Annotated in this window: 29 protein-coding genes, 1 tRNA gene and 1 pseudogene; 10 read left to right on the top strand and 21 right to left on the bottom strand. The window is 70.9% G+C overall.

Going from position 1 to position 25,244, the window contains the following annotated elements; genetic code table 11:
• Window positions 1–223 precede the first annotated feature (223 nt).
• The 4 genes from HS104_14240 (at window position 224) to HS104_14255 (ending at window position 3,140) form a co-directional block, all read left to right on the top strand.
• A complete protein-coding gene (locus tag HS104_14240) occupies window positions 224–1,354 on the top strand; it encodes a DTW domain-containing protein (protein MBE7481130.1) in 1,131 nt (376 codons plus the stop codon).
• Entirely contained in the window at window positions 1,351–2,100 is a 750-nt protein-coding gene (gene sfsA / locus HS104_14245; GenBank protein ID MBE7481131.1) for a DNA/RNA nuclease SfsA, read from the top strand. Before HS104_14240 ends, sfsA begins: the two co-directional genes overlap by 4 nt.
• A 116-nt stretch (window positions 2,101–2,216) precedes the next feature.
• Complete coding sequence (locus HS104_14250) at window positions 2,217–2,810, top strand: class I SAM-dependent methyltransferase (GenBank protein ID MBE7481132.1); 594 nt, start codon at window positions 2,217–2,219, stop codon at window positions 2,808–2,810.
• Window positions 2,811–2,813: 3 nt separating this feature from the next.
• Window positions 2,814–3,140 carry a hypothetical protein gene (locus HS104_14255; GenBank protein ID MBE7481133.1) on the top strand — a complete coding sequence of 109 codons (327 nt, stop codon included), beginning with the start codon at window positions 2,814–2,816 and terminating at the stop codon, window positions 3,138–3,140.
• A 3-nt stretch (window positions 3,141–3,143) separates the two neighbouring features.
• Here the strand turns inward: HS104_14255 and HS104_14260 are convergent, their stop codons facing one another.
• Complete coding sequence (locus tag HS104_14260) at window positions 3,144–5,840, bottom strand: hypothetical protein (GenBank protein MBE7481134.1); 2,697 nt, start codon at window positions 5,838–5,840, stop codon at window positions 3,144–3,146.
• A gap of 288 nt (window positions 5,841–6,128) precedes the next feature.
• Here HS104_14260 and HS104_14265 point away from each other — a divergent pair, with 288 nt between their 5' ends.
• The gene (locus HS104_14265) at window positions 6,129–7,310 is read left to right on the top strand and encodes an MFS transporter (protein ID MBE7481135.1); all 1,182 of its coding nucleotides are present in this window, start codon (window positions 6,129–6,131) and stop codon (window positions 7,308–7,310) included.
• Here the strand turns inward: HS104_14265 and HS104_14270 are convergent.
• Both HS104_14270 and gorA read right to left on the bottom strand, forming a co-directional pair.
• Complete coding sequence (locus HS104_14270) at window positions 7,282–8,082, bottom strand: dioxygenase (GenBank protein MBE7481136.1); 801 nt, start codon at window positions 8,080–8,082, stop codon at window positions 7,282–7,284. The genes HS104_14265 and HS104_14270 overlap by 29 nt on opposite strands.
• Window positions 8,083–8,416: 334 nt before the next feature.
• Window positions 8,417–9,763 carry a glutathione-disulfide reductase gene (gene gorA, locus HS104_14275; GenBank protein MBE7481137.1) on the bottom strand — a complete coding sequence of 449 codons (1,347 nt, stop codon included), beginning with the start codon at window positions 9,761–9,763 and terminating at the stop codon, window positions 8,417–8,419.
• Window positions 9,764–9,806: 43 nt separating this feature from the next.
• On the opposite strand from gorA, the gene HS104_14280 reads away from it, so the two are divergent.
• The 3 genes from HS104_14280 to HS104_14290 all read left to right on the top strand — a co-directional run bounded on the left by HS104_14280 (window position 9,807) and on the right by HS104_14290 (window position 11,315).
• Window positions 9,807–10,640, top strand: coding sequence for a PhnD/SsuA/transferrin family substrate-binding protein (locus HS104_14280; GenBank protein MBE7481138.1), 834 nt, complete (start codon window positions 9,807–9,809; stop codon window positions 10,638–10,640).
• 10 nt (window positions 10,641–10,650) lie between these two features.
• On the top strand, window positions 10,651–11,169 hold the full coding sequence (locus HS104_14285; GenBank protein ID MBE7481139.1) for a hypothetical protein: 519 nt from the start codon (window positions 10,651–10,653) through the stop codon (window positions 11,167–11,169).
• A gap of 68 nt (window positions 11,170–11,237) precedes the next feature.
• Window positions 11,238–11,315, top strand: a tRNA-Pro gene (locus tag HS104_14290).
• Window positions 11,316–11,517: 202 nt separating this feature from the next.
• Here HS104_14290 and HS104_14295 read toward each other — a convergent pair.
• Window positions 11,518–12,717: pseudogene (locus HS104_14295) on the bottom strand (site-specific integrase).
• A complete protein-coding gene (locus HS104_14300; protein ID MBE7481140.1) occupies window positions 12,668–13,135 on the bottom strand; it encodes a hypothetical protein in 468 nt (155 codons plus the stop codon). Before HS104_14300 ends, HS104_14295 begins: the two are co-directional and overlap by 50 nt.
• Here HS104_14300 and HS104_14305 point away from each other — a divergent pair.
• Window positions 13,134–13,280 carry a hypothetical protein gene (locus HS104_14305; protein ID MBE7481141.1) on the top strand — a complete coding sequence of 49 codons (147 nt, stop codon included), beginning with the start codon at window positions 13,134–13,136 and terminating at the stop codon, window positions 13,278–13,280. The genes HS104_14300 and HS104_14305 overlap by 2 nt on opposite strands.
• A gap of 9 nt (window positions 13,281–13,289) precedes the next feature.
• Here HS104_14305 and HS104_14310 read toward each other — a convergent pair whose 3' ends face one another.
• The 5 genes from HS104_14310 to HS104_14330 form a co-directional block, all read right to left on the bottom strand.
• Complete coding sequence (locus HS104_14310) at window positions 13,290–13,493, bottom strand: hypothetical protein (protein ID MBE7481142.1); 204 nt, start codon at window positions 13,491–13,493, stop codon at window positions 13,290–13,292.
• Entirely contained in the window at window positions 13,486–13,683 is a 198-nt protein-coding gene (locus HS104_14315; GenBank protein ID MBE7481143.1) for a hypothetical protein, read from the bottom strand. Before HS104_14315 ends, HS104_14310 begins: the two co-directional genes overlap by 8 nt.
• Window positions 13,680–13,961, bottom strand: a complete 282-nt coding sequence (locus tag HS104_14320; protein MBE7481144.1) for a hypothetical protein — start codon at window positions 13,959–13,961, stop codon at window positions 13,680–13,682. The genes HS104_14315 and HS104_14320 overlap by 4 nt, the downstream gene beginning before the upstream one ends.
• Window positions 13,958–14,350 carry a hypothetical protein gene (locus tag HS104_14325; protein ID MBE7481145.1) on the bottom strand — a complete coding sequence of 131 codons (393 nt, stop codon included), beginning with the start codon at window positions 14,348–14,350 and terminating at the stop codon, window positions 13,958–13,960. Before HS104_14325 ends, HS104_14320 begins: the two co-directional genes overlap by 4 nt.
• A 66-nt stretch (window positions 14,351–14,416) precedes the next feature.
• Complete coding sequence (locus HS104_14330; protein ID MBE7481146.1) at window positions 14,417–14,581, bottom strand: ribbon-helix-helix protein, CopG family; 165 nt, start codon at window positions 14,579–14,581, stop codon at window positions 14,417–14,419.
• A 135-nt stretch (window positions 14,582–14,716) separates the two neighbouring features.
• Here HS104_14330 and HS104_14335 point away from each other — a divergent pair, with 135 nt between their 5' ends.
• Window positions 14,717–15,211: a hypothetical protein gene (locus HS104_14335; protein ID MBE7481147.1), complete on the top strand. Its 495-nt coding sequence runs from the start codon at window positions 14,717–14,719 to the stop codon at window positions 15,209–15,211.
• A gap of 418 nt (window positions 15,212–15,629) precedes the next feature.
• Here the strand turns inward: HS104_14335 and HS104_14340 are convergent, their stop codons facing one another.
• From HS104_14340 to HS104_14390, 11 genes are all read right to left on the bottom strand, one after another.
• Window positions 15,630–16,064 (bottom strand): hypothetical protein, encoded by a 435-nt coding sequence (locus tag HS104_14340; protein MBE7481148.1) that lies wholly within the window; start codon window positions 16,062–16,064, stop codon window positions 15,630–15,632.
• A 136-nt stretch (window positions 16,065–16,200) separates the two neighbouring features.
• The gene (locus HS104_14345) at window positions 16,201–17,040 is read right to left on the bottom strand and encodes a hypothetical protein (protein ID MBE7481149.1); all 840 of its coding nucleotides are present in this window, start codon (window positions 17,038–17,040) and stop codon (window positions 16,201–16,203) included.
• Between the two features lie 276 nt (window positions 17,041–17,316).
• Window positions 17,317–17,946 carry a hypothetical protein gene (locus tag HS104_14350; GenBank protein MBE7481150.1) on the bottom strand — a complete coding sequence of 210 codons (630 nt, stop codon included), beginning with the start codon at window positions 17,944–17,946 and terminating at the stop codon, window positions 17,317–17,319.
• Between the two features lie 24 nt (window positions 17,947–17,970).
• The gene (locus HS104_14355) at window positions 17,971–19,026 is read right to left on the bottom strand and encodes an HK97 family phage prohead protease (GenBank protein ID MBE7481151.1); all 1,056 of its coding nucleotides are present in this window, start codon (window positions 19,024–19,026) and stop codon (window positions 17,971–17,973) included.
• Between the two features lie 27 nt (window positions 19,027–19,053).
• Window positions 19,054–20,466, bottom strand: coding sequence for a phage terminase large subunit (terL, locus tag HS104_14360; protein MBE7481152.1), 1,413 nt, complete (start codon window positions 20,464–20,466; stop codon window positions 19,054–19,056).
• On the bottom strand, window positions 20,463–21,020 hold the full coding sequence (locus HS104_14365; protein ID MBE7481153.1) for a hypothetical protein: 558 nt from the start codon (window positions 21,018–21,020) through the stop codon (window positions 20,463–20,465). The genes terL and HS104_14365 overlap by 4 nt, the downstream gene beginning before the upstream one ends.
• A gap of 441 nt (window positions 21,021–21,461) precedes the next feature.
• On the bottom strand, window positions 21,462–22,733 hold the full coding sequence (locus HS104_14370) for a hypothetical protein (GenBank protein MBE7481154.1): 1,272 nt from the start codon (window positions 22,731–22,733) through the stop codon (window positions 21,462–21,464).
• The gene (locus HS104_14375) at window positions 22,733–23,704 is read right to left on the bottom strand and encodes a hypothetical protein (protein ID MBE7481155.1); all 972 of its coding nucleotides are present in this window, start codon (window positions 23,702–23,704) and stop codon (window positions 22,733–22,735) included. The genes HS104_14370 and HS104_14375 overlap by 1 nt, the downstream gene beginning before the upstream one ends.
• On the bottom strand, window positions 23,701–24,051 hold the full coding sequence (locus HS104_14380; protein MBE7481156.1) for a hypothetical protein: 351 nt from the start codon (window positions 24,049–24,051) through the stop codon (window positions 23,701–23,703). The genes HS104_14375 and HS104_14380 overlap by 4 nt, the downstream gene beginning before the upstream one ends.
• A gap of 167 nt (window positions 24,052–24,218) precedes the next feature.
• Window positions 24,219–24,584: a hypothetical protein gene (locus HS104_14385; GenBank protein ID MBE7481157.1), complete on the bottom strand. Its 366-nt coding sequence runs from the start codon at window positions 24,582–24,584 to the stop codon at window positions 24,219–24,221.
• Window positions 24,581–24,946 carry a hypothetical protein gene (locus HS104_14390; GenBank protein MBE7481158.1) on the bottom strand — a complete coding sequence of 122 codons (366 nt, stop codon included), beginning with the start codon at window positions 24,944–24,946 and terminating at the stop codon, window positions 24,581–24,583. Before HS104_14390 ends, HS104_14385 begins: the two co-directional genes overlap by 4 nt.
• Window positions 24,947–25,244 lie beyond the last annotated feature (298 nt).

The following is a 25,244-nucleotide window of genomic DNA, read 5'->3' on the forward strand; positions in this document are numbered from 1 at the left end:
CTGCCCCACCCGCGCCGACCACCAAGACGACCGGTGCGCCGGCGGGCAAGGCCGCGAGCCCGCCGCCGCCGGCCCCGGGCTCGACTGCGACCGCCCCCAAGGCGCCGCCCGCGCCCACGCCGACCACTACCGCTGCCCCGCCGCCCGCGAAGCCCAGCGAGGACAAGGGCAAAGGCAAAGGCAACGACGAGCGGGGCAAGAGCGGCGACAAGAAGAAGCCGAAATGAGCCTCCCCGAGCGGGCTTACTGCTACGCCTGTCTGAAGCCGCAGGTGACCTGCGTGTGCGCGCGAGTACCGCGGATCGACAACCAGACCGCCATCTGGCTGCTGCAACACCCGCGCGAGCGTCGGCACGCCATCGGCACGGCGCGCCTGCTGGCGCTCGGCCTGGCCAAGCTGCGACTCGACGTGATCTTCCTGAATGGACCGAGCGGCGCGCTGCCGCGCCCGTCGCCGAACGCCGCGCTGCTCTATCCTTCGCCTGACGCCCGCGCGCTCGAGAGCCTCGGGCCCGACGAGCGGCCCGACCAGCTGATCGTGCTCGACGGGACCTGGCACCACGCGCACACGCTGGCGCGGGATCTCGGCTGGCTCGATGACGTTCCACGGGTGAAGCTCCGCGACACGACGCCGAGCCGCTATCGCATCCGCCGCGAGCCGCGCGCCGAGTGTCTCTCCACGGTAGAGGCCGTGGTCGCTGCGCTCGGCGTCCTCGAGCCCGAGACGGCAGGGCTCGAACGGTTGCTCGGCGCCTTCGACTCGATGATCGATGACCAGGTCGAGTACGTCGTGCGCCGCGCCGGACCGCGCCGCGCGAAGCTTCGCCGCGCGAGCGGCGCGCGGGGAGTCGCCCGCGCCGTCAGCGAGCGCTGGGAAGACCTCACGCTGGTGTACGCGGAGACGGCGCCGGGGCCACCCGGTGTGCGGGCTTTGGTGCAGCTCGCCGCGGTGCGCCCGAAGAGCGGCGAGCGCTTCGACCGCATCGTGCGAGGGCCCACCCCCGGCGGCCTGTTCCACATGAAGCTCCGCGAAGCGGACCTCGCGGGCGGCGACGATCTCGCGGGCCTCCGCGCGGCCTGGGACGGCTTTCGGCGTCCGCGCGATCTGATCGTGGCCTGGAATCAGAGCACCCTCGACGCCCTGGGGGCGGCAGGCCTCGAAGGGCACGGCCTGAGCCTGAAGTCCCTCTGGTCCAACGCCGTCGAGCGCGCCCCGGGCGCGCTCGAGAGCGTGCTCGCGCGAGCAGGCCTTCGCCCCTCGCCCGTCCCGGTCCGCGGCCGCGCGGCGGAGCGCCTAGGCAACGCCGTCGCGGTGGCGCTCGCGTTGCGCGAGCGCGCGGGGCTCGCCCCGTGAGCCCGCTCGCCTTCGTGCCTCACGCCGTGCCGCTCGTCCCCGGCCGCTTGCTCGGCCGCCGGCAGCGCTTCTTCGCCGACGTGCGCCTGGACGATGGACGCGAGGTCGTCGCCCACTGCGTCAACACCGGGCGCATGGAGGGGCTGATCGAAGCAGGCCGCCGCGTGTACCTCTCCCCTGCCCGGCCCGAACGCAAGCTCGCGTACACCTGGGAGCTGCTCGAGCTCGACGGCACCCTGCTCGGTGTGAACACCCTCATGGCGAACCGCCTCGTCGGCGCGGCGCTGGAGGCCAAGGTCCTGCCCGGCTTGCGGCGCTACTCCGAGCTCCGGCGCGAGTACCCCTACGCCGAGCGCTCTCGCGTCGACTTTCACTTGTCGACCAAGTCGCGCCAGCACTTCGTCGAGGTGAAGAACTGTCACCTGGTCTACCCGGACGGCTTCGGATACTTTCCCGACGCTCCGAGCGAGCGCGGCCGGCGCCACCTCGACGAGCTGGCGACCCTCACGCGGCAGAGTCACTCGGCCAGCGTGATCTTCACGGTGCAACGCACGGGCGCGCGGGGCGTGCGTCCCTCCGACCTGCACGACCCGCTCCTGGCCCGAGCGGCGCGCCGAGCCTCCCGCGCCGGCGTGCGCTTCCGCGCGCTCGAGATCGAGCCGACGCTCCTGGGCTATCGCGTCGAGCGTGAGCTGCCGGTCGATCTCGAGCCCTACGACACCGAGCTCTTGAAGCGCCTGTCGTGACGCGCGCGCGCACGGGCCTGCGAGGCTAGTCGGCCGCCGGGGCTGGGCCGGAACCGCGAAATTTTGCGGGTTCTTGGGCTATCCGCCCGCCGAGGCAACGCGGTAGACTGCCGCGCATGGACCGTTTCCGGCGCTTCGATGAAGCCTACTACCATCGCTTCTACGAAGACCCGAAGACCCGCGTGACCTCCCAGGAGGAGCACGCCGCGCTGGCGGAGTTCGTGTTCGCGTTCGCGCGCTACAACAGCATCGAGGTCAAGAGCGTCCTCGACATCGGCGCCGGCGTCGGCCACTGGAAACGTTGGATCGAGAAGAACGTCAAGGGTGTCGCCTACACGGGGACCGAGGTCAGCCAGGCGATGTGCAAGAAGTACGGCTTCTCGCACCGGGACATCGCGCGCTGGCGCGACCGCAAGAAGCACGATCTGATCGTGTGCCAGGGCGTGCTGCAATACCTGCCGGATCCGGACGTGGCGCCGGCCGTGGCGAACATCGCCGCCATGAGCAAGGGCTTGGTCTACCTGGAGGTGACCACTCGGCTCGACTTGCGCGAGCGCTGCGATCAGACGCGCACCGACGCGGACATCCACATCCGCAACGGCTCGTACTATCGCGGCATCTTGAACAAACACTTCATCAACGTGGGTTGCGGGCTCTGGTGGAGCAAAGAGCGGGAGATCCCGTTCTTCGAGCTCGAGATGTCGGGTTGATCCATGGCCGAAGGAAGAGGACCGCTCAGGGCTCTGATCCCCGTCGTGCTGCTCGGGCTGTCGGCGCTGGGCCTCTACAACGTGTTCGCCGACAACTCCGAGGTGCGACAGATGGCGCAGTCCTTGGCCAAGACGCCCAAGGACTCGGCGCCCCGCATGACCCGCGAGGCCAAGAACCCCATCGGGCAGAGCTTCGACTTCCAGGTGAGCGGCTCGGGGTTGGTGAGCGTCAGCTGCCGCCGTGCGTATTACCTGGTCGGGGACTACGGCTGCAGCCTCGAGGGCGGTGCAGCGCCCGCCGCGTCGGCGGCCCCGACCTCGAGCCGCTGAGCTTCAACCTCGTACCGCCACGCCCAGGTGCTCGCGGATCCGGCAGTGCTCGGCGCTGACCGAGAACGCGCGCAGATCGGCGATCTGCTCCGCCTCCGACGGTCCAGCGACCAGCGGGAAGCGCCGGACCAGCGCCACGGCCCGGGCCACGTCCCCGCAGGCAACCAGGCCGGCCCGGCCTGCCGCCGCGTGCACGCTCCGCACGTATTTGCCGACGCGCGTCCTGAGGCGCTTCTTGCTGAGGGCGGCGGCGGCCTCCCCGAGCTCGCCCAAGAGCTCTTCGTCGATCAACTCGGCGACGCCGTCCGCCACCAGCGCGGCGTCTCCCTCGGCCTCTTCGACCCCTGCCGCAGCGAGCGACCCGAGCAGCAGCTTCGCGACGTCGAGCGCAGTCGGGTAGAAGATCAGCAGGCGGTGCTCGGGGCGCAGGTAGCCGAGGACGCGGGCCCACAAAAACGCCAGCTCCGGCAGCTCGAGACCGCTGGCTACGTTGCGGCTGGCGGCCGTGGTTGCCACGTCGAGCGGGAGCGGAGACAGCTCACCCTCCACCGTCGGCAGCACGTGGACGGCCGGCACCTCCGTGCCGAGCAGCCGCGCGGTCCAGGACAAACTGCGCATCAACGTGGTGGTCCCCGCCGGGTTCTGCAGCGTGGCCTCGGAGAGCGTGGGCAAGAGCCCCGCCTGCGTGAGGTCCCGCAGGCGAAGCTCGATGGCCGCCGGCGTCACCAAACGAAGAATGCGCTCGAGCGGCTCGTCGCGCTCGGGCCGGAGGCACGCCCAGTCCTCTTCTCCGAAGCTCCCGCGCGCGGTGAGCAAGCCCTCCGGGCGGTGGGTGTCGGCGAGCAGCGACTCGTTGATGTCGGCGTCGCCGAGCTCGTCGAGCACGCAGGCGGCGTTCCAGGCCGCGTCCGTCTCGCCGGTCTTCTCGAAGCACCACAGCGCGCGCCGGTAGATATCGGTGCGATCGGCGGCCGCGAATGCAGCGACGCGCATCTGGGCGGCGGATCCGGCGTAGTCCTTCGAGGCCTCGCACAGCTCCGCGACCCAGAAGTGCAGCTCCACGTCCGCGGGGTTCCGCCTCGCGGCGGCGGCGAAGGCGCCGAGCGCGCCCGGCAGGTCGTCGAGCTCGTCGCGGCAGAGCATGCCGAGCTTCTTGCCGAGATCCCAGGCGACCACGTCGTCCTTGGTGCGCTCGAGCACGCGCTCGTACAGCTCTGCGAGCTCGCGCCAGCGCCGGCGCGTGCCCAGGGCAGTGGCCGCCACTTCCAGCGCCTCGAACACGCTGGGGTCGGCGTCCAGCGCCTCGCGCGCCAGCGGGAGGGCATCGCCGCCACCAGGCAGGTGCGCGGCGGCGGTCTGCGCGGCCGCGAGCAGCACCCGCGCGCGCTTCGGCGCGTCGTCGGCGTGGAGCTTGGCAAGTCGCTTGCGCGCCTCGTTGGCGCCGGCGTGTCGCCCCGCGGCGCTGAGCGCCCCGACCAGCAACTCCAGCCCCTCGGCATCCTCGCGCAGGCGCACCCACTGCTCCAGCGCGGGGATGGCTCTGGCCGGCTCCTTCGCTTCGTCGGTCCAGACGCTGGCGATGCTCGCGAGCTCCTTGACCTTCGCGTCGGCGTCGCCGCGCGCGTCCACGCGACGGCGCAGCAGCGTCTCCAGCCGGGCAAAGTCGCGGCTCGCCAGCAACAGCTTCCGCGCGTGCGCGAAGGCGTCGTGGTGCAGGGGCTCGATACCCAGGGCCTTGTCGTAGTTGTGGAGGGCCTCGCCGCCGCTGCCGAGCTCTTCCTTGGCCTTGCCGATGCGGTAGTAGAGCTCGGCCCGTTCGGGCCTCTGGCCCAGGAGCAAGAGCGCCTTCTTGTAGTGCTCGATGGCGTCCGCGTGGCGCCCGGCGCTCGCCGCGCCGTTACCGAGCTTCCAGGCCTCCTCCACCGCGGGCGTGCGCGCGCCCGGCGGGATGGACGGCCGCACGCTCTTGGTGGACTGCGGGCGCCCGCTGCCGCGGGAGGGCGGACCAGACTCGGCGCCGCCGACCACCACACTCTGCTGCACGAGCACCGGGAACTCGGCGCGTCCGCGGAACCAGCCGGCGGCCGGGATCTCGTGGAAGCGCTGCTCGTCCTTTCGCATCACCTGGTAGAGCGCGTCGGCCGTCACGACCCCGGAGCGCGACAGGCGCGCCCGCGCCTGATCCAACGCCCCGAGGAGCGCCCGCGCGAACGGCGAGGTGGTCGGGCCGTCGTCTTCCTCTGGCCGCGCGCCGACCAAGAGGGAGATCCCGCTCTCCTTGGGCTCGATGGCGGCGTGCGCGGCGTCGAGCAGCGTCGCGGACAGCGTGGGGTCGTCGGGGTCCAGCGCGTGCTTCACGTCCAGCACCAAGAGGACGTCATCGGCCGCCGCAGCGAGCGTGGAGCGCAGCTCGGAGAGCGGCAGCCGCGCGCCGCCCGCCAGCTCGAGCGCCGGGCCGTCGTCGTCGTCGAGGGACATGTCCGACGAGACGAAGACGAGGGTGGGACCGCGGCTCCCGCTCTCGCGCAAGAGCCCGGCGATGCGCTCGCCGAGACGCCCGCGCGCTTCGAGCACTTCGACGCGAAATGCCGCGTCGGGCTCCGCCAGACGGTCCACGAGACGATCGGCGAGCAAGGAGACACGGCGTGCCGTCGCGGCAGCCTTGGCAACGGACGGGACGACGATGAGGGCTAATCGCATGCTAGGAATGACCCAGGGACCGAGACAAGTATCGCGGCTCAGACTCGGGTTTCGGCCTATCGCGCCCTGCGTTTGCCGCGGCGCCCTGCTCTCTTCGGGGTTCTTGTCGAGACGCGGTCAGGAAGCGCTAGGCGAAAAGTCCCACCTGACGGCGGGAGCGCGCCGGCCTCGCCGGCATTGTCGTGGGTCTTGGCCTCAGTGGCACTTCGCGATCTGCCATGCCAAGACGGCGAAAGTCCAGTCAGAACGCGTTGCTCGGAAAAAGTCGAGAGGCGCTAATCTCCGGCCGTGGCTCGTCTGCCGCGGACCGTAATCGTGCTCGGGCTGGCCAGCCTGCTCACCGATCTCTCCAGCGACATGATCTACCCGCTGCTTCCGGCTTACCTCGCCGTGACGCTGGGGGCGGGCGCGCTCGGCCTCGGCGCGATGGAGGGCGCGGCGGAGGCGACCGCGTCGCTGCTCAAGATCGCTAGTGGGCGGCTGGCGGACTACTTCCCCAAGAGGAAGCCGCTGGTCGTTGCCGGCTACTCGCTGTCCGGGCTCACGCGACCGCTGATCGGCCTGGCCCTGATCTGGCCCCTGGTGATCGCGCTCCGCCTGCTCGACCGAGTGGGCAAGGGTTTGCGCACCGCGCCGCGCGACGCGCTGATCGCGGACCAGACTCCGCCCGAGCTCCGCGGCCGCGCGTTCGGCCTGCACCGCGCGATGGACAACGCCGGTGCGGTGCTCGGGCCGCTGGCCGCGGCGGGGCTGCTCGCCCTGGGCTTCTCCACGCGTGAGGTCTTCCTCTGGGCAGCGCTGCCGGGCCTCTTGGTGGTCCTGGTGCTGGCGTTCGGGGTGCGGGAGGCGCGACGCGAGCTCCCCAGCGCGGGGACGATCGCCGCTGCCGGCGGGGCGCTCGGCTCCCCCTTCCGGCGTGTGCTCTTCGCCGTCGCGCTGTTCACGCTGGGCAACTCGAGCGACATGTTCCTGCTGCTCTACCTCGGGCACGCCGGGATGGGTGCGCCCACCATCGCGCTGGTCTGGGCCGCGCACAACGTGGTGCGCACCGTGGCGGTGCTGCTCGGCGGTCCGATCGCGGACCGCTTCGACAAGCGCCGCCTGCTGATGGCCGGCTGGCTCCTCTACGCGCTCACCTACGCAGCGCTCACGCTCACGACCTCCCGCTTCGGCATCGCGCTGCTCTTGATCGCCTACGCGCTGTACTTCGGCTTCGTCGAGCCCACCGAGCGGGCGCTGGTGGCCGAGCTCGCGCCCAGCACGCGGCGCGGCGCGGCCTTCGGTTGGTTCCACGGCGTGGTCGGGCTCACGGCTCTGCCGGCGAGCGCGCTCGCCGGGCTCGTCTGGTGGCGCGTCGGGCCGCGGGCGACGTTCGCGCTCGGGGCGGCCCTCGCCGTGGTTGCGCTCGGCGTGCTCGCGCTGCTCTCGCCGCCTCGCCCGGTCAGCCGAGCTGCACCGAGCGGCGGCTGAGGCTGCCGTACTCGAAGCCTTGCACCGGAAAGCTGACGGCCGCCGCGCCCGACGCCGCCGCGCCCGCGACCACCAGGACCGGCTGCAGGTGCTCCTCGGTCGGGTGGTTCTCGGCGAGCGCCGGAGCCTTCGTCCGGTAGTCGACGAGCGTGTCGAAGTCCTGCCGCATCAGCACGTCGGCGATCCAGGAGTCGAACTCCGAGGCCCACGCGGGGGTCCCACCGCTGCCGCGCCAATCCAAGCGGCGGAGATTGTGGGTCAGGTTTCCGCTGCCCAAGATCAGCACGCCTTCGTCCCTGAGCGGCGCCAGGCGTTGCCCGAGCGCGAAGAGCTCCTTCGAGCCCAGCGCGCTGGGCATCGAGATCTGCAGCACCGGCACGTCGGCGTTCGGGAACATGTGCACGAGCGGCACCCAGACCCCGTGGTCCAGCGCTCGGGTCGGCTCGCGCCGCACACCCGCGCCGAGCAGGCCCGCGACTCGCTCCCCGAGCTCCGCCGCGCCCGGCGACGGGTAGCGCACCTGGTAGAGCGCGTGCGGAAAGCCGGAGAAGTCGTACATCAGCTCGCGCCGCTCGGTGGTTCCGATGCTCACCGGCGCGCCCTCCCAGTGCGCGCTCACCACCAGCAGGGCCCGCGGCTTGCCGAGCGCCTCACCCCAGCGCCGGAAGTCCGCGCCGCGCTCGGCGTCCAGAGCCAAGGTCGGCGCTCCGTGGGCGAGGAACCCGACGGGCGTCCGACCCGCGGGTGTGGGGGAGCCTTCGCTCTTCGGCATGGTGTCCTTCTGTTCGTTCGGCCGGCGCGCAGCGAGCGCCAGCGCTCCGAGCCCCAGCGTGCCGAGCAGGAGCCCGCCACCGAAGCGGCGACGCGTCAGCTGGGGGGACCGCGGCGGCATGCCCGAGAAGCTTAGGCGACCGCGGAGGACCGTCCAGCCCCTCCGGACTCGCAGGCACTGGAATCACCTGTACCGGCTGGTCATGATCAGATCTCGATCCGCCACTGATGCGTGAGTGCGAACACCGGCCGGGACCGGCGCTGGCCGTTTTGACCGAACGGAAGCGTCGTGTGGCGTTTGCTGCCGCCAGCGGAGCGCGAACTAGGGATACCCCTCACTTCAGCGTCACGACCTCTTCGGCGGCGGTCGGATGGATGGCCACGGTACGATCGAAGTCGGCCTTGGTCGCGCCCATGCGCACCGCCACTGCGAAGCCCTGGATCAGCTCGTCGGCGCCGATGCCGATCACGTGCACGCCGACGACCTCCTGCCTCGGACCGACCGTCACGAGCTTCACCACGCTCGACGTCCGGCGCTTGGTGAGCGCGTGGTAGAGGTTGGTGAAGCGCGAAGAGAAGATCTTCACCGAGTCGCCCCATTTGTCCCGCGCCTCGTCCTCCGTCAGGCCCACGGTGCCGATCGGGGGATGGCTGAACACCACGCTCGGGATGTTCTCGTACTCGAGGCGCGCATCCGGCACGTTGCCGAACAGGCGATCCGCGAGCCGCCTCCCGGCCGCGATGGCCACCGGCGTGAGCGGCCACTTCCCGGTGACGTCGCCCACGGCATGGACCCCCTCGGCGCTGGTGTCCTGCCACTCGTCCACGCGCACATGACCCTCGGCGTCACACTCCACGCCGGCCGCGGCCAAGCCGAGCCCCTCGGTGTTCGGGTCGCGCCCGACCGCCCAGATCAGCGCGTCGAGGCCGGAGAGCTCCTCCCCCGTAGAGCTGCACAGGCTCAAGCTGCCGTCCGCCGATCGTTCGACGCGGCTCAGGTGGATGCAGCTCATCACGTTGATGCCCTGGGCGGCCATCTCCCGCATCAAGGTCTCGCGCAGCGATACGTCGAAGCGGCGCAGCAGCTCCTCGTGGCGGAGCAGGAGCGTGACCTCGGCCCCGAGGGAGGTCAGCATGCCGGCGAGCTCCGCGGCGATGTAGCCCGCACCCACGATGGCCACCCGCCGCGGCAAGGCCGTGAGCTCGAAGAAGCCGTCGGAGGTGATGCCGAGCTCGGCGCCAGGCACGTCCGGGACGCGCGGGCGCCCGCCGGTGGCGAGCAGCACGTGCTCGGCGCCATGCCGCTCGCCGCCGACCTCGAGCACGCGCGGCTCGACGAAGCGCGCGCGCCCGCTGATGCGCGACACGCCGGAGCGCTCGAGGTTCTTGGCGTAGATGCCGTTCAGGCGCTCCACGTAGGCGTCGCGCCCGGCCTTCATCTTGGCCCAGTCGAAGCCGGCGACGTCCACGTCGAAGCCGAAATCGCCGGCGTCCCCCAGCGCGTCGGCGATGGCGGCGGTGTTCCACATGATCTTCTTGGGTACACAACCCACGTTGACGCAGGTGCCGCCGAGCCGCGCGGCCTCGATCAGCGCGACGCGCGCGCCGTGCTCGGCGGCGCGCCGCGCCGACGCGATGCCCCCGCTGCCGCCACCGACGACCAGGTAGTCCCAGCTGTTCATGCGAGCGCAGCGTAGTACGACGAAGCCGTGTATGCTGCCGGCCGTGTCTCGTATCCGCCTGGGCGTCGCGCTGTCCGAGCTCGGGCGCCGGAGCAAGCGGCGAGAGGAGCCGAGCGACGGCCCGACCCGCGCGGAGCTCGATCGCTTCTGCGGCGAGCTGTCGAGCGCCACCGGCCTCGACATCGTGGCCTACGCGGCGCCGCGCTACGACCGCCTGCTCTACCGGCTCAAGGCCGGGGAGGTCGATCTGGCCTGGCTCTCCCCGGTCGTCGCCCTGGCCGCGCTGCGCGCCGAGGTCAGCCCCGTGGCGCTGCCCGAGCGCGGCGAGAGCGCCTGGTATTGGTCCGCGCTGTTCGTGCGCGCGGGCTCGCCCCTGCACTCGGTGTCCAACCTGCACCGGGCCCGCGCGGTCTGGGTGGACGAGGACAGCGCCTCGGGGTTCCTGGTGATGCGCGCGGCGCTCCGCGCCGAAGGTTTCGACGTGGAGCATGGCTTCGCCAGCCAGAGCTTCGCGCGCACCCACGACGCCGTGGTGCGAGCGGTGCTCGACGACGACCGCGCGGTCGGCGCGACCTACCTGCACCTGGACGCGAGCGGGGCCATCGAGGGCGCGGGCTGGGGGAGCGCCGAGGTGGAGGTGCTGAAGCGCGCGGGGCCCATCCCGTCGGACGTGCTCGCGGCGTCCTCGACGCTGGATCAAGGCACCGTCCACGCGCTCTCCACCGCGCTCTGCGAGTCGCCGTCCCCTGCCCTGCTCGAGGCCGGGCGGGCCCTCTTCCGCGCGCGGCGCTTCGTCCCGGCGGATCCCGCGCAGCTCGCCCACCTGCGCGCGCTCGAGCGCTACCTGATCCGCACCACGACCTTCCCGACCCGGTGAGCGATCGGCCGTGAGCTACCGCGACGACAGCGTAGCCTTGCGCGCCGCCCTCGCCGACGCCGAGGAGCGCCTGCAAGGCGAGGTGCGCGCCAAGGCGAGCCTCGGTCAGAAGCTCGAGCGGGCCGAGTCCGCGCTGGCCGCCTACCGCGACGCGAAGCACCACTCGAGCCCCCGAGTCGCACGGGGCGCATGGACCGCCATCGCCGTGTCGGCCGTCGCCTGGCTGTCCCCGGTGCTCGCGACGCTGAGCGATCACGACGTCCTCGCGAGCCACCTGGCCGTCGGCGCCGCGGCGGTGGCGCTGGTCTCGCCCTTCTTGGTGCACGCCGCGGCGGGTAGTCTGTTGCTCGGCGCATCGGGCCTGGTCGCCAGGCTCGTCCTCGCGCTCGCGCTGACCTCTTGGGGCACCGTCCGGTCGGCGGCTGGCACGGACAGCTGGCAGACGCTGTTCTGGTTCGGTCCGCTCACGCTCTTCGTGGGGGCGCTGGTCGAGTGCTCGCTGCTGATCCGGCAGGAGCGCGGACGCTAGAGATTAGCCCTTGCAATCCTCCCGGAACGGTCTACCTTCCGCGAACCCTCGCGCCAAACGAGGGGGTTCGGGGCGTAGCGCAGCCTGGATAGCGCACCAGACTGGGGGTCTGGGGGTCCCGGGTTCAAATCCCGGCGCCCCGACCATTGGTGGGGCCATCGTGGGGCGATGAGAACGCCTCCCACGGCCCGCTCGGGGGGGGCGCGGCGCTCTCGGCGCCCTCGCCGACACCGGCGGCACAGCGGGCTTGGCGTCGGGGTCTCGGAGCTCGGGCACGGCCTGGTCGAGGGGGTCGACGTCGGCCATCTCGAGCTCGACCAGCGCGCGCGCGGCCTGGCGGTAGCGCAAGAGCTCGTCGCTCGTGTGCCCGGTCCGCAGGCGCACCCAATCCTCGTTCTGCCCGAGCGCCAGCGCACGCGTCACGAAGCTCCGCCGGAAGCAGTGCGTCCCGAAGGGGCCCTTGTTCGGCCCGTCCGACGTCAGGTCGGCGCGCGTGAGCTCGGCGCTGGCCAGGTGGGCGCGCACGCGATCCGCCATGTGGTCGAGGCGCAGCGGGCCGCCGTTGTCGTCGATGAACACGAAGTCCCCGGGCTCGGCCTCGCGCTGGTCGCGCCAGCGCTGCAGGGCCGCCGCGACACCGGGCCCGAGCTTCCACATGCGCGGGTGGTCGGTCTTGTTCTCGTCCAGGCTGACCGTGCCGTGCTCGAGGTCCAGGTCGGCCCAGCGCAGCTCCGCCGCTTCGCTCCGGCGCATGCCCTCGCGGTGTAGGAACCCGTAGAAGACGCGCCAGGTGAGCGGCACGGCGGCGCAACCGAGCAAAGTCCGGTCCTCGGCAGGGTACAGGATCGGGAAGCGCTTTCGGGCCGCCGGCGCCGGCAGCCAGCCACGCGGGATCGGGCTTCGGTCGATGTAGCCGGCGAGCTCGGCCAGGTTCAACACGCGGGTCATGAGCAAAGCGTACTGGCGCAGCGTGCTGGCGTTGTGCTCGTCCTTGCCCGGCGGCAGCGGGATCTGCCGCATGACCGCGTCGCAGTCGGCTCGGGTCACGTCCACGATCGGCAAGTGCCGCACGACGTCGAACGCGGGCTTGAGCAAGCGGCGGCGCGCCAGGTCGAGGGCATCGTCCCCGGTCTTTCTCACCTGGCCCGGGAAGAGCTTGAAGAACTCGCCCCCGGTCCACATGCCGGCGACGCGCTCGAACGTCGGGCCGTCCGAGGTCTGGACGGCGTCGACCTGGCCGCCGCAGAGCTCGGCGATCACTTGCAGCGCATCCCGGATCGCGGCTCGGCTTCTGCCCGCCCCGAGCTCCTCGAGCAGCGTGCGGGCTGCCCTGCTCTCGGCGTGACCGGCGACGCGAAGACGGCGCGCCTGCTCGGCGACGAGCTCGGATCGCTCGGTGGCCTCGGCTTCGGTGCGACAGGTCGGAAGCCGCACGGTCAAGCGGAGCTTCGCGCGCAGCGTGACGCGGGTCTGCCAGCAGCCTGCAACGAATCGGACTTCACCGCGGGTTGGGTTCGGCATCGCCCTGTCCCTTCGCGAGGTGAGCATCCAGCTCCGCCATGCGTCCTTCGAGAAACCCGAAGACACTAGACAACTCCCAAGTGACCTTCTCGACTTTCGTCAGGTGCGCTGCTCGCTTGTGGACGGCGACGCGCCACCGTGCGGCAACATCCGGCAACGCCAGTCGCTCAAAGCCGTCGATAACCGCGACCGTCAGGTCGTCATCGCGCTTCACCTCCCTTGGAGGTTCAAAAAATGCGTCCATCAAGACACGCGCGTGCACCAGGAACTGCTCGAGAACGGCGTTCTTGATCAGCAAATCGTGGTGGTGGGCGCGGCTCACAAAACGGTAGAACAAACCCCTGAGCTGTCCCCGGTGGTAGCTGAAACCGTGAATGAATTTCTCTTGGTCGGTGCTGTTGTTCGGCGTCCGCCCGTCGGGGGTGAACCACTCGTGGTCGTCCATGGTCTCGATCTCCTCGGAGGGCGCCCCCGCGTGCGAAGCGGGACCGGGCGGCACGCGCCGCGCCCTGGGTGTGTTCTCCTACTTGCCAGGCCTGAACCTCCGGTTGCCTCTCCCGCCGGTGATGGTGGACGCGTGCGGCCTGTAGCGAAGCCAGCTAGCCACGGTGGCCTCCCTTCCCGATCGCGACGACCTGTCCCCGCTGCTCGAGCTCGGCCGCGCTGGTGGCGGTCAGGAGCGCGGCAGCGAACGTCTCGGCGGCACGCCTTGCCCTGGGGCTCTCGGCGATGGCGCAGAGCAGCTCCCGGCCCGCGGTGGACGCCAAGGCCACGGCAACGGCAACGTCGGTGCGGTCAGCCATGGCTCACCTCACGCCGCTCTTTGGCGGCGAGCTCGCGGCAGAGGTTACAACAGTACTTCGCGTTCGCGCGACGGCGGATCGGGATACGGCGGCCGCAGTGCGGACACTCCCGGGGCTCGGGGGTGCTCGCCTCGAGCTCCGCCTGGCGTGCCGCGCGGTACGAAGCCAGCGAGATGATCTGGGCGCTCATGACGGCACCTTGCTTTCGTCGTCGGCCAAGCGCTGGGCTTTCTCGTTGAGCTCAGCCAGGAGCGTCTCGATCCCATCGATGGCCATCGCAGCGCGCCCGAGCGGCTCCGCGAAGTGCATCAGCGTGGGGACCACGTGCCCCTGGTGGACCTCGTACGCGAGTCCGAGCACCTCGGCCAGCGCCTCACGCGCCCGCCGCAACTCGAATCCGATACCGTCCGTTCGCTCGGCCATGTCGGCGGCGACGCGGAAGTCCTCGACGAAGGCCGCGGCACTCATGACGGCACCTTGCTGGTCTCCGCGTCCGCGTAGGGGAACACGCGCGCCTGCGCGCTCTTCAGGCGCGACGCGTACTCGTGCATCCATTCGGCGCGCCGGGCCAGGCTGATGATCTGGTCGTGGATGGCGTCCACGTCGGCGGTGGAGACGCTGTCACCGGCGCACGCCACAAGCTCGAGCGCGGCGCGGATGCCGCGGAGCTCGCGCGTGATGGCGGTCAACGCGGCGCCCTCGGGGTTGTCGGGGGACTCGGCGTCCAGAATTGCGCGCGAGCAGACCATCCCGAGCGGAATGAGCCCGCCGTCACGGTCGGGATCGGCCGTGAGGGTGGTGCGCTCGGCGGCGAGCTGGTCCAAAACGGGGGGTCGTGCGATGTTCGGTGTGCTCATGAGGGGTTCTCCTTGTGGGCCTGGCCCTCGGGTGTTTCGAGCACCGCGGGGGCCGTTTCGGTTGCGTCAGCGTTTCGGCTTCGGGCGCCTGGGCTTCTTCACTTCGGCAGGCTTCGCGCCGATGGTCTCTGCGTACGCTCGAAGCGCGCGCCGCATGATGTCGCTCTTGCTGAGCTTCTCGCGGGCCACGCACGCCTCGAGCAGCGCTCGATCCTCGTCGTCTAGTCGCATCGTGAACAGTGTTTCAGGCGCCATGTGTTACCCGTTATATACGCTGTAATACGTTCACGCAACCCCCACCCGTCACCCATCGCCCAAACGCGTGGAATCGTTCCGCCTTTGCGGGCGTGATAGCCTACGGTCGGCGTGTCCTATGTGGTGATCCGCTCCGAGCTGATCGAGACCTTGGAAGAGGCGCGGGCGTACTACGCGGAGCGGCTGGTCGGAGATCACTCGGTTGTTGTCGGCGATCGGACGCTGGTCCTTCGGTTCAACCAAGAGGAGATCCACCTGTTCACCGAAGAGGTCATCGCTGGGCGCACTCCACCGCCAGAAAAGCTGGTTCGGCGCCCGGGCGTGTCGGGCGAGACGCGGGTGTTCTCGAAGCAACGCGCGCGTCTCATGGATCAAGTCCTGCCGACTGTGCGGGCCCCGGTCCGGGTGTTGCGCGCCAAGATTGCGAGCGGCGCTCTGCTGGTTGGTCCGCCGACCCTTGACTCCGGCGCGCGCCTGGCCGTTGTGGTAGCGCCAGGGAGGGAGGCCGATCTCTTCTTCGTTCGGACCTGCTATCCAATGAGCGTGGCGGACTTCGCCCGAGCGCTTGCTGGCAAGCCCAAGGCGTCGCCGTGGCCACCCGAATAGGAAAAGGCCCTCGGTCTCCCGCTTCCGCGCTCTTCCGAGGGCCCTTGGCGATGTCACCCACGTCCGCCGAGGGCCGTAGCTTGCTCGACTGGAACCGCGATCCCCTTGCGGGGTGGTGGGTGGCCCTGCCGGCCGAAGCCGGCCATCGCGCTGGACCTTGCAACTGTAGGGCTCGCTACAGGTGTTAGCAACAACGGCACCTGATGCCGCCGACAACACCACGGAATCCGTTGGAATCCCTGCCTCCGTCTTGGCGCCTCGGCGCCCCGGCCCGGCTTCTTCCCTCACGTAGCGCGCCACCTCGAGCCGCTCTCGGATGTCCGGATCGAAGCTCGCCACATGGACGCGCGCCTGGGCTTCGGCGTCGAACGTCGCGGTGATGCCGGAGGGCGCCACGACGGCCCAGAGCTCGGCGGGCTCACGCGCTAGCGTCATCCGATGTGCCGCGGATGAGAGTGGGTTTCTCTCCGACGAAATCGTAGGAGCCGGTCAGTGTGCCGTTCGCCGATTGCGACGAGTAGGCGACCTTCACGCACTGAGCGCGAAAAATGTGGTGACGCCCCTCCACCTGGCGCAAGCCCAGCGTGACCCACTCGCTACTCAGGAGTGCCTCCAAGATCCGAAGCGTGGTGCCAGCAAAGAACGGGACGATTGCGTGCAGTGTCAACGTGCAGCGGGGAATTCCTTCCCAGAATGCGATGATCTCCCCGTCGGCGTAGACAGGCTCGTTGCCGTTCTCGATGGCGTACTCAGACCCGGTGGCGGACGCGATGCGTTTGCCGCCGATGTAGACGGAATAGTTGCGAACACGTTGCATTACCGCGAAATCCTTCCTGCGCGCCGTGCGCGCCATGTCACGAAACGCTCGAGCTCGTCGCTCAGGTGCCGGCAGCCGTGGTCCCGCAGTGGGCGCAGCGTGTGCTCGGCGCGCGGGCGGAGCACGCCGGCTTTGATGAGCTCGGCGCGCAGGTTGGTGGGAATCCGTGTCGTCATGGTTCGGCCAATCGGTGGTGGGTGACCGTGCAGCACCAGGCCAGCGAGTGCGTGACCTGGGCCTGCCACTGCAGGGAGTGCGTGACGGTGGCGCGCCCGATCTGGTCGGTGGCACGGGCGACGGCCTCGGGCGCGGTGACGCGCACGTCGGGGAGGCTCGGGGCAATGCTGGCGGCAGTACCGCCCTCGGCCTGGGCGGCGGGCGCGCCGGCGTCGACCTGGGGGAGCTCAACAGCGGCGCTCACGTGGATCCGTGCGCTCGCCTGTGCTGGGGTCGCCAGCACGGTCACGAGTGCGGCGGCGGCGGCGGCACTGCCCTGGCCGACAGCGGCCCACCACGTGGGCGCCGGCTTGATACGGACCAGCGGCAGGGCGCCGATCGCGTTGCCGTCCTCGACCGGGGGCGAAGTCCCCTCGGCTGTCGCCTCCGGAGCCGTCGCGGCGATGATGCCGAGCTCGGCTTGCGCGGTAGCCCCTCCGATCGCGCCCGCGTCGCAGCATGACGCCGTGGCGGTCGCGAGGGCTGCCAGCGCTTCCGCTCCGCCGGTCGCTTCGCAGGCCACTGTGGAGCACGTCACGCTCGGCAGCGTCGCACCGGCGTCGGCAGCGCCGGACGCGGTGGCATCGGGAGCGGAGGCGGCCACCGTGGCGAGCTCGGCCGGGGCTTGCGCCACTCCCATCGCAGTGCCAGCGAGTGGCGCAACCGTGACCGAAGGCAGCGCCGCGCTCGCGTCGCCGTTCACGCTCCCGCCGATGTACTCGACCGAGAAGTCGAGCGTGATGTCACGATCGAACCACTCAGCGGGGCTCAGCAGGGGATCGAAGAGGCCGATCATCTACTCACCTCGGCGGAAGAAGTGCAGTGCGCGAGCTCGACCGCGCGGATCCGGGAACGGCCGGCCAACCGCGGGAGCTCGCCACTGCTTGGGGCATTGGAAAGCCGTGCAGCCATGGACGCGGCCTGCACAGCACGGCGCCGCCACGATGGCGCCCAGGGACAAGCTGCTCCAAAAAGTGCGCCTCGGCGCGGGGCTCGACCGGTGATGCACCAGGAACCCCTGCTCGCACGACTTCGCGAGCGCACGTCACCGATAACGTGCCGCCTGAGTCGATCATCGCATCGCCTCGATCAGCGCGTTGTAGCGACGTGGCTCCCTCGTCACGTGGACGGGCACGTCGGCCTTGAGCCGCTCCCCGGCCTGCCGGATCACGCGCGCGCTCGCCGTGTGCGCCTGGTCCTCGCGCGGAGGCACGGCGCCGATCTGGCGAGCGAGCTCGGCCGCACGCCGCCAGCGCGCACGCCACTCGTCGCCGAATTCCTGGACGGCCACGAACACCTCGAAGCGCTCGCGGTTCGCAGCGACCAGGCGATCGACGAAGGGAGCCAGGTCGGCGTCGATGCGAGCGGGCGAGAGGGCCTCGAGGGCTTCGGCGTGCTCGGCCTGCAGAACGCTGCGCTTCGCCTCGGCCTCGGCGCGCTCTGCCTCCGCCACCAGCGAGATGGCGCGATCGTGGAAGCGTCCCTGGAGTGCTACCGCCTGCTCGGCCTTCGTGATCTCGGCGACGAGCTCGGCGTTGCCGGTCGCGTGGAACTCCGCCTGCAGGTCCGACAGGGCCTTGCGCGCGGGCTCGGCCTGCGCCTCGGCCTTGGCGAGCTCGGCGCGTGCGCCGTCGAGGGCCGCGAGAGTGTCGGCAGCGTGCGCCATGGCAGCGCCGAGTGGGGTCAACTTGGAATCGTTCATCGTCAATGGTCCTTGTCTGCCGCGTCAGGCGGCGTCGTCGGGGATGTCGGTGTCGTCGATCGGAGTCGGGGGAATCACGTCGCCGTCGTTCGCCATGTCGGCCAGGTCGGCGGGTGCCGCGTCGGGCTCGGTTGGCGCGTCGATGTCCTCGAGCGCCAGCGCCGCCAGGCCATCAGGCTCGTGCGCTCTGCGCATCTCCTGGGGCTCCGCCGGTGCCGGCGAACAGCCGGCGCTCAGGACCGCGAGCACGTCGGCGTCGGGCTCGGGCAACGGCTCGGCGCAGAGCTCGAGCAGCGACAGCTCACGCTCACGCTCGGGCGCTGGCGCCGGCGTCGAGGGCTTCGGGGTCCAGCCCCGCCGGAGCTCGGCAGCGTGGGCGCGGCGCTCGGCCGTCATGTGGTGATGGCTACAGCCCCACGTCGGGCACTCGCCCATGGTGAACTCGTGCGAGCACTCGGCGAACGCCTCGGGCTGCTCTCGGCGCAGGATGCTCTCGGCTTCGGCGCGGAGCCTCGGCGGGATGTTGGCCAGCATGCTCTCCGCGCTCACCGGCGCCGTGCGGGCGGGCTTGGGCAGCGCGTTGGCGAGCCTGAGCGCGCGGATGACCGCCTCGGGGTTGGCGCCGATGGGGCAGATCGAGATCTCGAACAGCTCGGGGGAACGGAGCCGAACGATCTCGCGGCCGTCGCGTGTCTCGGCAACGCGCCCGCGTGGGCGGAAGCCAACCGAGACGCCTCGGATCGTCTTCTCGCGAACGCCCTGATAGACCTTCTCGGCCATCGGGTTCGCTGCGGCTGACGCGAAGCGGATCGTGGCCTCGAGCTGCCCGCCGACCACGGCGACGTCGGAGGCGTGACCGATCGGGAGCGTGTCCTCGGCCTTGAGCGGCCCGAGCAGGCCAACCGCGTTGTGGGCGTACAGGACGACCGGGTTCTTGCGGTACCGATCGAGGTTCCAGTCTTGATCCACGATCTCGTCGTAGGAATCGATCGCCGCGGTCGATGCGACCACGCGCACGCTGCGATCTGCGGCGTCGCTGGCGCGCTCGAGTAGGTGGGTGCGGTGCAGTAGTGTCGTCATGGTGCGTGTCCTTGCTGGGGTGATCTGTCAGAAGCTCGAGCCGTCCCAAGGGCTGCCCGTGCTTCGGGTGTTCGATGGCGCCGCGAGCTCATCGCCGGCGGTTGCGCCGAAGAGGCCGCCGAACGGGACCGCGTGCGAGCGTGCATCGCCGCCGGAAGGCTGGGGCGGGATCGGCATCGCCTTGCCGAGCACGACCGCATCGAAGGCGGCGGCCAGCGCGTCGACCTGGTCGTCGTGGCGATCCTTGACGCCGGTGAAGCCGCAGAGCTCCGACACGAACGCGTCGAGCCAGGGCGCCGAGCGGGGGAGCAGGATCTTGCCGGTGTTCCAGGCCGCCGCGACGGGGATCGCTCGGCTGAACTTGTCGAGCTTCGCCACGTGGCCCTCGACGTGAATGCCGCCGTCGCGAACGAACTCCACGCCGCCCATCTCCGTTGCCGCCGCATAGGCCGCCGCGCGCGCGCCCGGGTGCGTCGTGACCAGGTTCCGCACGCGGTCTCGGAAGTCGCGAGGCTCCTCATGCACGCGCACAACGTCGAGCACGTGGTAGAGGCCCTCGGCGCGACCGAGCACGACGGCCACGGAGAAGTCCGCGCTGGTGCGGGTGGAGTAGGCGAAGTCGAGGCCGATTGAGATGGCGTCGAACTTCTTCGGCAGCTCGTCGGAGAACGCAACGTCACCGAAGACGCGCGAGCCACGGCCGCGGGGGTTGCCCATGTAGAGCGACTGCCACTCGTAGCCGTCCTCGCCCCCGAGGGTCTCGCGGATCTCGAGCAAGCGCTTGAGCGGCCAGCGCTCGGGCCAGAGCGACTCACCCTCGGGCGTGATGGCCGTCAGGTTGATGACCTCGAAGCCGAGACCGATGGCCACGCCGGCCGGGTCCTCGGGATGCCAGCGCGTCATGTTCACGATGACGGAGCCGTTCGGCTCGAGCCGCGTCAGGGCATCCGAGAGCAGCCAGCCCCGCGCACGCTCCCGCATCGTCGCTGACTCGGCCTCGGCTCGGCCCTTGGTCAAGTCGTCACACACCAGGACGTGAGCACCCTCGCTCGTGATGGCGCCCTCGATGCTCGTGGCGAACATGCCGCCATCGTCTTCGGTCGTGCGCCAGTCCGCGCGGGCCTTGGCATCGTCCGCGAGCTCCACGCCGGCCCGACGCGCCAGCTCCCGGGCCCGCCGGGACTTCTTCTCGGCGACCCGTTGGCCGTAGCTCGCATAGATGACCTGCAGCGTGGGGTCTTGGGCGAGCAGCCACGCCGAGCCGTGCAACAGGAGCTCGCTCTTGCCGAACCGGGGCGGGACCGAGACGACCACCTGCACTTGCTCGCCGCGGGCGATGCGCTGGAACACGTCGGCGATGGCGCCCAGGTGCCGAGGCGACCGGAAGCGCGGCGAGACCTCGGGCACGAAGTCCAAGAGCGGGATGAAGGCCTCGGTCACGGCTTGGACTCCTCGGGCTTCGGTCGGAGCCAGCGGCGAACGTTGCGCCTGGTCGTCGACCGGGCCGCCGCCTCCCGGCTCGCGAGCTCCCACGCGTCACGCTCGGCCTGGCGGGCGCTGGCGAGGAGCCCGGCGGCGATGCGGCTCAGCTCGGGGTTCGCGTCGGCTCGAGCTCGAGCGGACAGGTAGCGCGCGTCGGCGCGAAGGTCGGCAGCGTCGACGATGAGCATGCACACGCCGGCCGACAGGTCTCCGCCGTGCAGCTCGGTCAGCTCTCGGATGCGGTGCGCAGCGGCCCTCTTGGCCCACGTGCGGGCCGCGCGCCACTCGGGGGCGGCCTTGGCGTCGAGCCCAGCCAAAGCGCCGCCTGGGCCCGCCTTGGCGCGCGCAAGCCGCCCCCAGCGGTTGCCGGGCACGAAGCGGCCCGCCGCGTCTCGGTCCTGTCGGGCGGGGTCGGAGCCCGTAGCGGGCGGGAGCTCGTCGGCCGGCGTCGTTTCGAGCACGGTGAGCCTGCCGGCGGCAGCGGCGGCACCATGGGCGCTGCGCCAGGTCACGAGGCACCTCCCAGGGCGGGGCGGGTCAAGTCCGCGAAGTGATCGACGGCGGGGGCGGTCGTGGGGCGATGGGTGAGACGAAAGGCGAGATCTGCGGCAATCTGGCTCGACCGCCCAATCCTGGAAGTCCGATGCACCGCGATCGGCGCGCTGGCCACCTCGGCGTGCCGGCATCGAGCAGCGTCCGACACGAGCTCGACGGCGCCTCGCGCGCGCATGCACGCGCCTTGACCCGCGGGAGACCTGCCGGCGGCGCCCAGGGCGCGGCGGAGGCTCCCCAGGAACTTCCGGGGAATGATGCCCGGGAGGTTTCGGCGACCCTGTCGCGACACCCTCACCCATCTCGAACGTGTGCAGTGTGAATGTGTCGCTACCCCATAGGTAGCGCGACACACACACACGCGGGGGTGTCGGACACCGTGTCGGACACCAGCGACAGCCTCACGCATCGGAGCCTCCATCGACCCTCTCGAGTCGCTGCAATCGTCGCCCTCGTTCGCCCCGGCTCTCGACCAGTCGGACGCCCTTGTGTCCGGCCGCGAGAGCTACCCGGGCGGCGCCCAGTCGTTCGGGCCCCCAGCCGTGTCCGGCGGCCTTGAGCTCGGCCCGGAGCGCCAGCTCGCCCAACCCCTCGGGGTGGCGCACGAGCACGGCGGCGAGCGTCTCGGCGTCCCTGAGCACGTCAGCCCGGACCGCGGCGCGGCGCTGCTCTCGGCGGTCGTTTGCCGTCGCCGGATCGGCGTCCGGGTCGCTGCACTCCTTCACGGTGTGTCGGTCGCGGTCGAGCCTGAGCCAGAATTCGCCCCGGTCGGCCCGGCGGTTCTTGGCCACTCGCACGTGAATCACCTCGGGCTCGTCCTTCGGGGTTCGGAGCATCAGGAGCGTCTGCGCCCCGAATTCGATGGCCCTCGACTCGGCGCCGGCGGCCAGGTCGTTCGTGGTGTCGGCGGCGTCCTCGCTCCGGTAGCTCCCGCGGTTTGCCTCGCTGGTCGCGACCACGAGTAGCCTGTGGTGGGAAACGGCCCAGCGAATCGCGCGCACGTTGCCCTCGACCATCTCGCGCGGCGTCTTGGCCGTGACGGCCGCCGACGACATTGCGGCCTGCATCGAGTCGACCATCAACATGCCTCGCCGCCGCTCCTCCTCGCACCAGCGCGCCAGGTCCGATGCGGCCGACTCGATCGTGTGGGTGGCGTCGTAGAAGCGCACGCGGAGCCCGGACAAGGCGGCCTCGACGTCCTCGAGCACTTCGGGATCTCGGAGCTCGAGCTGGGCGACCGTGAACCCTGCGATCTGGGCAAGCCTGACCGTGAGGTCCTCGGGCTCTTCGTCGACGGCGAGAATGCCGACGCAGAGACCCGAGTCCGCGGCGCTCCGCGCCAACGTGTCGGCGGCGATGGTCCCGACCGCCGTCTTGCCCGCGCTGGGAGCGCCCACGATGACGACACGCCACGGGACCGGCAGCCCGCCCCGGCACAGCGCATCGAGCGGCGCTATCCCGGTGGGCACGCGGAGCAAGGGGCCTTCGGTGCGCCAGGTCGCGACGATGCTCGAGGGCGTCAGCGGTGGTCGCACGGGTCGCGGCGCCTGCTCGCTCTCGGGCGGCGGTGCGTCGGGGGCGTCCGCGTCGGTCGGGTTCCAGTCGTCGTCCATCGGCGGGGGAGCCTCCGCTCCGTTGCTGCGCTGCTCGCGCGGGAATTGCACGACGCCCATCAGGCGGCCCTCCGGTTCGCGACGCCGGCACGCTCTCGCGCCGTTGCAAGCTCGGTCGCGCTGAATTCGGCGAGCCACCGCTTCGGCGTCATGTCGGCGCAGTGCCCGTGCAGGCAGTGCACGTGACCGATCTCGTCGCCGGGGCGGTCCGGCAGGTAGAGCAGCGTCGAGCCGTCACCCGTCGAGCCCGTGGTGTGCTCGCGCTCGCGCGGACAACGCACGACGTACACGCCGCTGGACCGGTCGTCGATCACGTCGTTGCGCAAGCGGAGCGCCCAGTAGAGCACCCCGAACCCGTCGCACGCGCTCGTGCTCTCGATGTTGCGCACCCGAGGCTCGCGGAACGCTTTCGACGCGCGTCGGGCCGTGTCCACGTCGTCGTGTGTCGCGCGGATCTCGAGCGCTCCGATCGCCTGGGAGTCTCCCCAGGTCGGGAGATTCTCCGGCAGGCCGCCGGGCTCGCGCGTCGCGCACGGCAGGCGGTAGAGCCGCTGCCAGTCCGAGCAGCCCGGATCGGCGACGAGCCCGAAACGGCGCTCGAGGTACGCGACGGCGACGGCGATCTGCTGGCGCCAGGCGCGCGCGTCGTCGTGTGTGCGGATGACCGTGGGCTCGGCCTGGATGTACACCAGACGCGCCCCCCCGCGGGTCTCGTAGTAGTAGGGCGACGGGTGCTCGGTCGCGAGAGCCTGGACACGCTCGCGCGTCTCACGGCGCCACTCGGGCGTGGCCTGGTGGTCGGGCCCGTCGAGGTCGAACAGGACCGCCGTCATCTCGACAGCGACACCGCGATCGAGTGCATCGCGGGTGAGCCGCCTACCATTCGGCGTCCGGTACGCGGTCAAGTGCGCATCGGTGGAGTAAGGGCGCTCCAGCGCTGTGCCGAGTTCGAGCACGTAGGCACGCTCGCCATCGTCATGCGCCGGCCAGCCGCGGACGTAGCGATCGCGCAGCACCGTGATCTCGGTCATGCCGCCACCTCCGGACAAGCGATGCAGCACACCCCGAGCTCGCTCGCGCCGAAGTTCGCCGCAACGAAGGCGTCGAGCTCGTCACCCGTCCACGATGCGGGCGCGCCGACCGAGCGCAACACCTCGTGTGTGATCCACTTCACTTCGGCGCGTGGCAGCCGGCCGAGCACGAGCTTGCGCGCGGTCGAGAGCGGAGCGGTCCGCACGTCGAGGCCCACGTGGGCGAGGCGGTCCCGTACGACTCCGCCGAGCTCACAGAGCCCCGAGAGACCGTGGACGCGGCCGCTCAAAGGGTAGCCCTCGATCCAGACCGACGTGGCATGCACGCGGTCACAGAATCGGAGCACGCCGTCAGCAAGCCGCGCGCGCCTCGCGATCTGTTCTGCTTCGGTCGCGCCTCGGCGCATGGGCTCGCTGAGCCGCGCCGTCACGATGCGAGGCCACGCCAGATCCCAAGCCGGCGGCAGGGCGACGAGCCCGAGGCCGCGACTAGACAGATCAACTCCAACAAGCATCAGAAAATTGCCTCCAGCTCGCGGAGCTCTGCTTCTTCTGCTGCGGTCCGCTCCGGTTCCGCCGCAGAGCGCGGCACGTGCGGGAGCGAGGTCTGGCGGCGTGGCGACTGAGGTCTACCGGCCGGCGCCGGCGTCCCGACCTTGCGCGCGATTTTGCCGAGCGCGTCGATCACTGCGCCGAGCTGGTCATCGCGCAGCGTGACGCACTGCTTGCCTGGCTTGAGCTCGTCGGTCTCTTCGTCGAGGTAGTACCGGTGGAGCTGTGTGAACGGCGCGCTGCCGCGGAACGTGCGGCGCAGCACGCGCAGCTCGCCGCCATCCGGCCGCGGGATCGCCGCGACGATGTGCTCCATGTCGCCGCTCATGCTGCCCTCCGCTGCCGCTGCCAGCATCGCAAGTGAAAGACGCCGTGGCCGCGCACCCATTGGCATCGCGCGCCTTCGTCGACGTCGTCACCGCACGCCTTGCAGCTCTGCGTGAGCTTCGACGTGATGCGCAGTGAGTCCGCGAATTGGGCTGCGGCGTCCTGTCCCGCGCTAGCGCGTAGACTCGCGAGCTCGACGCGCACGGCGCGGAGCTCGTCGGCCACACCGGCCTCGTGGATCTCGAGCCCGCGATCGACGATCAGCCGGGCGAGCAGCACCGCAGTCGTGCGCGCCTCTTCGGTCGGCGTGTTCCGGTGCGTGGCCCGCGCCAGGAGCGCAGCGGCCTTGTTGAGCAGGCTCACCTGGAACCTCCAACGGCTCGGAGGCCTGCGCGACGTCGGAGCGCTGCGGCTCCGCTCTCTTCACGCGGCTCGTCTTGTTCAGCGCGGAGCGCGCGAAGCGCCACGGTCAGCTCGACCACCACCAGCTTTCCGATTCGGCGGTGTGCGACTCGTTCAGCGGCAACCCACTCGCGAAAGCGCCGGCCCGGGATTCCGAGCACGGCCTCACTCGTCAACTGCGAGACCGTCGCGGGCATGAGCGCGGGGCCGTCCTTGAGCACGCGCCGGCGGGCCTTGTCGTTCGTCTCTTCGTGAGCTA

The sequence above is a fragment of the Polyangiaceae bacterium genome (assembly GCA_015075635.1).
In the GTDB taxonomy this organism is placed as follows: Bacteria; Myxococcota_A; Polyangia; order Polyangiales; family Polyangiaceae; genus JADJKB01.

Coding starts and splice junctions, on each gene's coding strand:
- HS104_14240 (MBE7481130.1), top strand. CDS start 224: ATGAGCCTCCCCGAGCGGGCTTACTGCTACGCCTGTCTGAAGCCGCAG.
- HS104_14250 (MBE7481132.1), top strand. CDS start 2,217: ATGGACCGTTTCCGGCGCTTCGATGAAGCCTACTACCATCGCTTCTAC.
- HS104_14255 (MBE7481133.1), top strand. CDS start 2,814: ATGGCCGAAGGAAGAGGACCGCTCAGGGCTCTGATCCCCGTCGTGCTG.
- HS104_14260 (MBE7481134.1), bottom strand. CDS start 5,840: ATGCGATTAGCCCTCATCGTCGTCCCGTCCGTTGCCAAGGCTGCCGCG.
- HS104_14270 (MBE7481136.1), bottom strand. CDS start 8,082: ATGCCGAAGAGCGAAGGCTCCCCCACACCCGCGGGTCGGACGCCCGTC.
- gorA (MBE7481137.1), bottom strand. CDS start 9,763: ATGAACAGCTGGGACTACCTGGTCGTCGGTGGCGGCAGCGGGGGCATC.
- HS104_14305 (MBE7481141.1), top strand. CDS start 13,134: ATGGTCTCGATCTCCTCGGAGGGCGCCCCCGCGTGCGAAGCGGGACCG.
- HS104_14300 (MBE7481140.1), bottom strand. CDS start 13,135: ATGGACGACCACGAGTGGTTCACCCCCGACGGGCGGACGCCGAACAAC.
- HS104_14310 (MBE7481142.1), bottom strand. CDS start 13,493: ATGGCTGACCGCACCGACGTTGCCGTTGCCGTGGCCTTGGCGTCCACC.
- HS104_14315 (MBE7481143.1), bottom strand. CDS start 13,683: ATGAGCGCCCAGATCATCTCGCTGGCTTCGTACCGCGCGGCACGCCAG.
- HS104_14320 (MBE7481144.1), bottom strand. CDS start 13,961: ATGAGTGCCGCGGCCTTCGTCGAGGACTTCCGCGTCGCCGCCGACATG.
- HS104_14325 (MBE7481145.1), bottom strand. CDS start 14,350: ATGAGCACACCGAACATCGCACGACCCCCCGTTTTGGACCAGCTCGCC.
- HS104_14330 (MBE7481146.1), bottom strand. CDS start 14,581: ATGCGACTAGACGACGAGGATCGAGCGCTGCTCGAGGCGTGCGTGGCC.
- HS104_14340 (MBE7481148.1), bottom strand. CDS start 16,064: ATGGCGCGCACGGCGCGCAGGAAGGATTTCGCGGTAATGCAACGTGTT.
- HS104_14345 (MBE7481149.1), bottom strand. CDS start 17,040: ATGATCGGCCTCTTCGATCCCCTGCTGAGCCCCGCTGAGTGGTTCGAT.
- HS104_14350 (MBE7481150.1), bottom strand. CDS start 17,946: ATGAACGATTCCAAGTTGACCCCACTCGGCGCTGCCATGGCGCACGCT.
- HS104_14355 (MBE7481151.1), bottom strand. CDS start 19,026: ATGACGACACTACTGCACCGCACCCACCTACTCGAGCGCGCCAGCGAC.
- HS104_14370 (MBE7481154.1), bottom strand. CDS start 22,733: ATGGGCGTCGTGCAATTCCCGCGCGAGCAGCGCAGCAACGGAGCGGAG.
- HS104_14375 (MBE7481155.1), bottom strand. CDS start 23,704: ATGACCGAGATCACGGTGCTGCGCGATCGCTACGTCCGCGGCTGGCCG.
- HS104_14385 (MBE7481157.1), bottom strand. CDS start 24,584: ATGAGCGGCGACATGGAGCACATCGTCGCGGCGATCCCGCGGCCGGAT.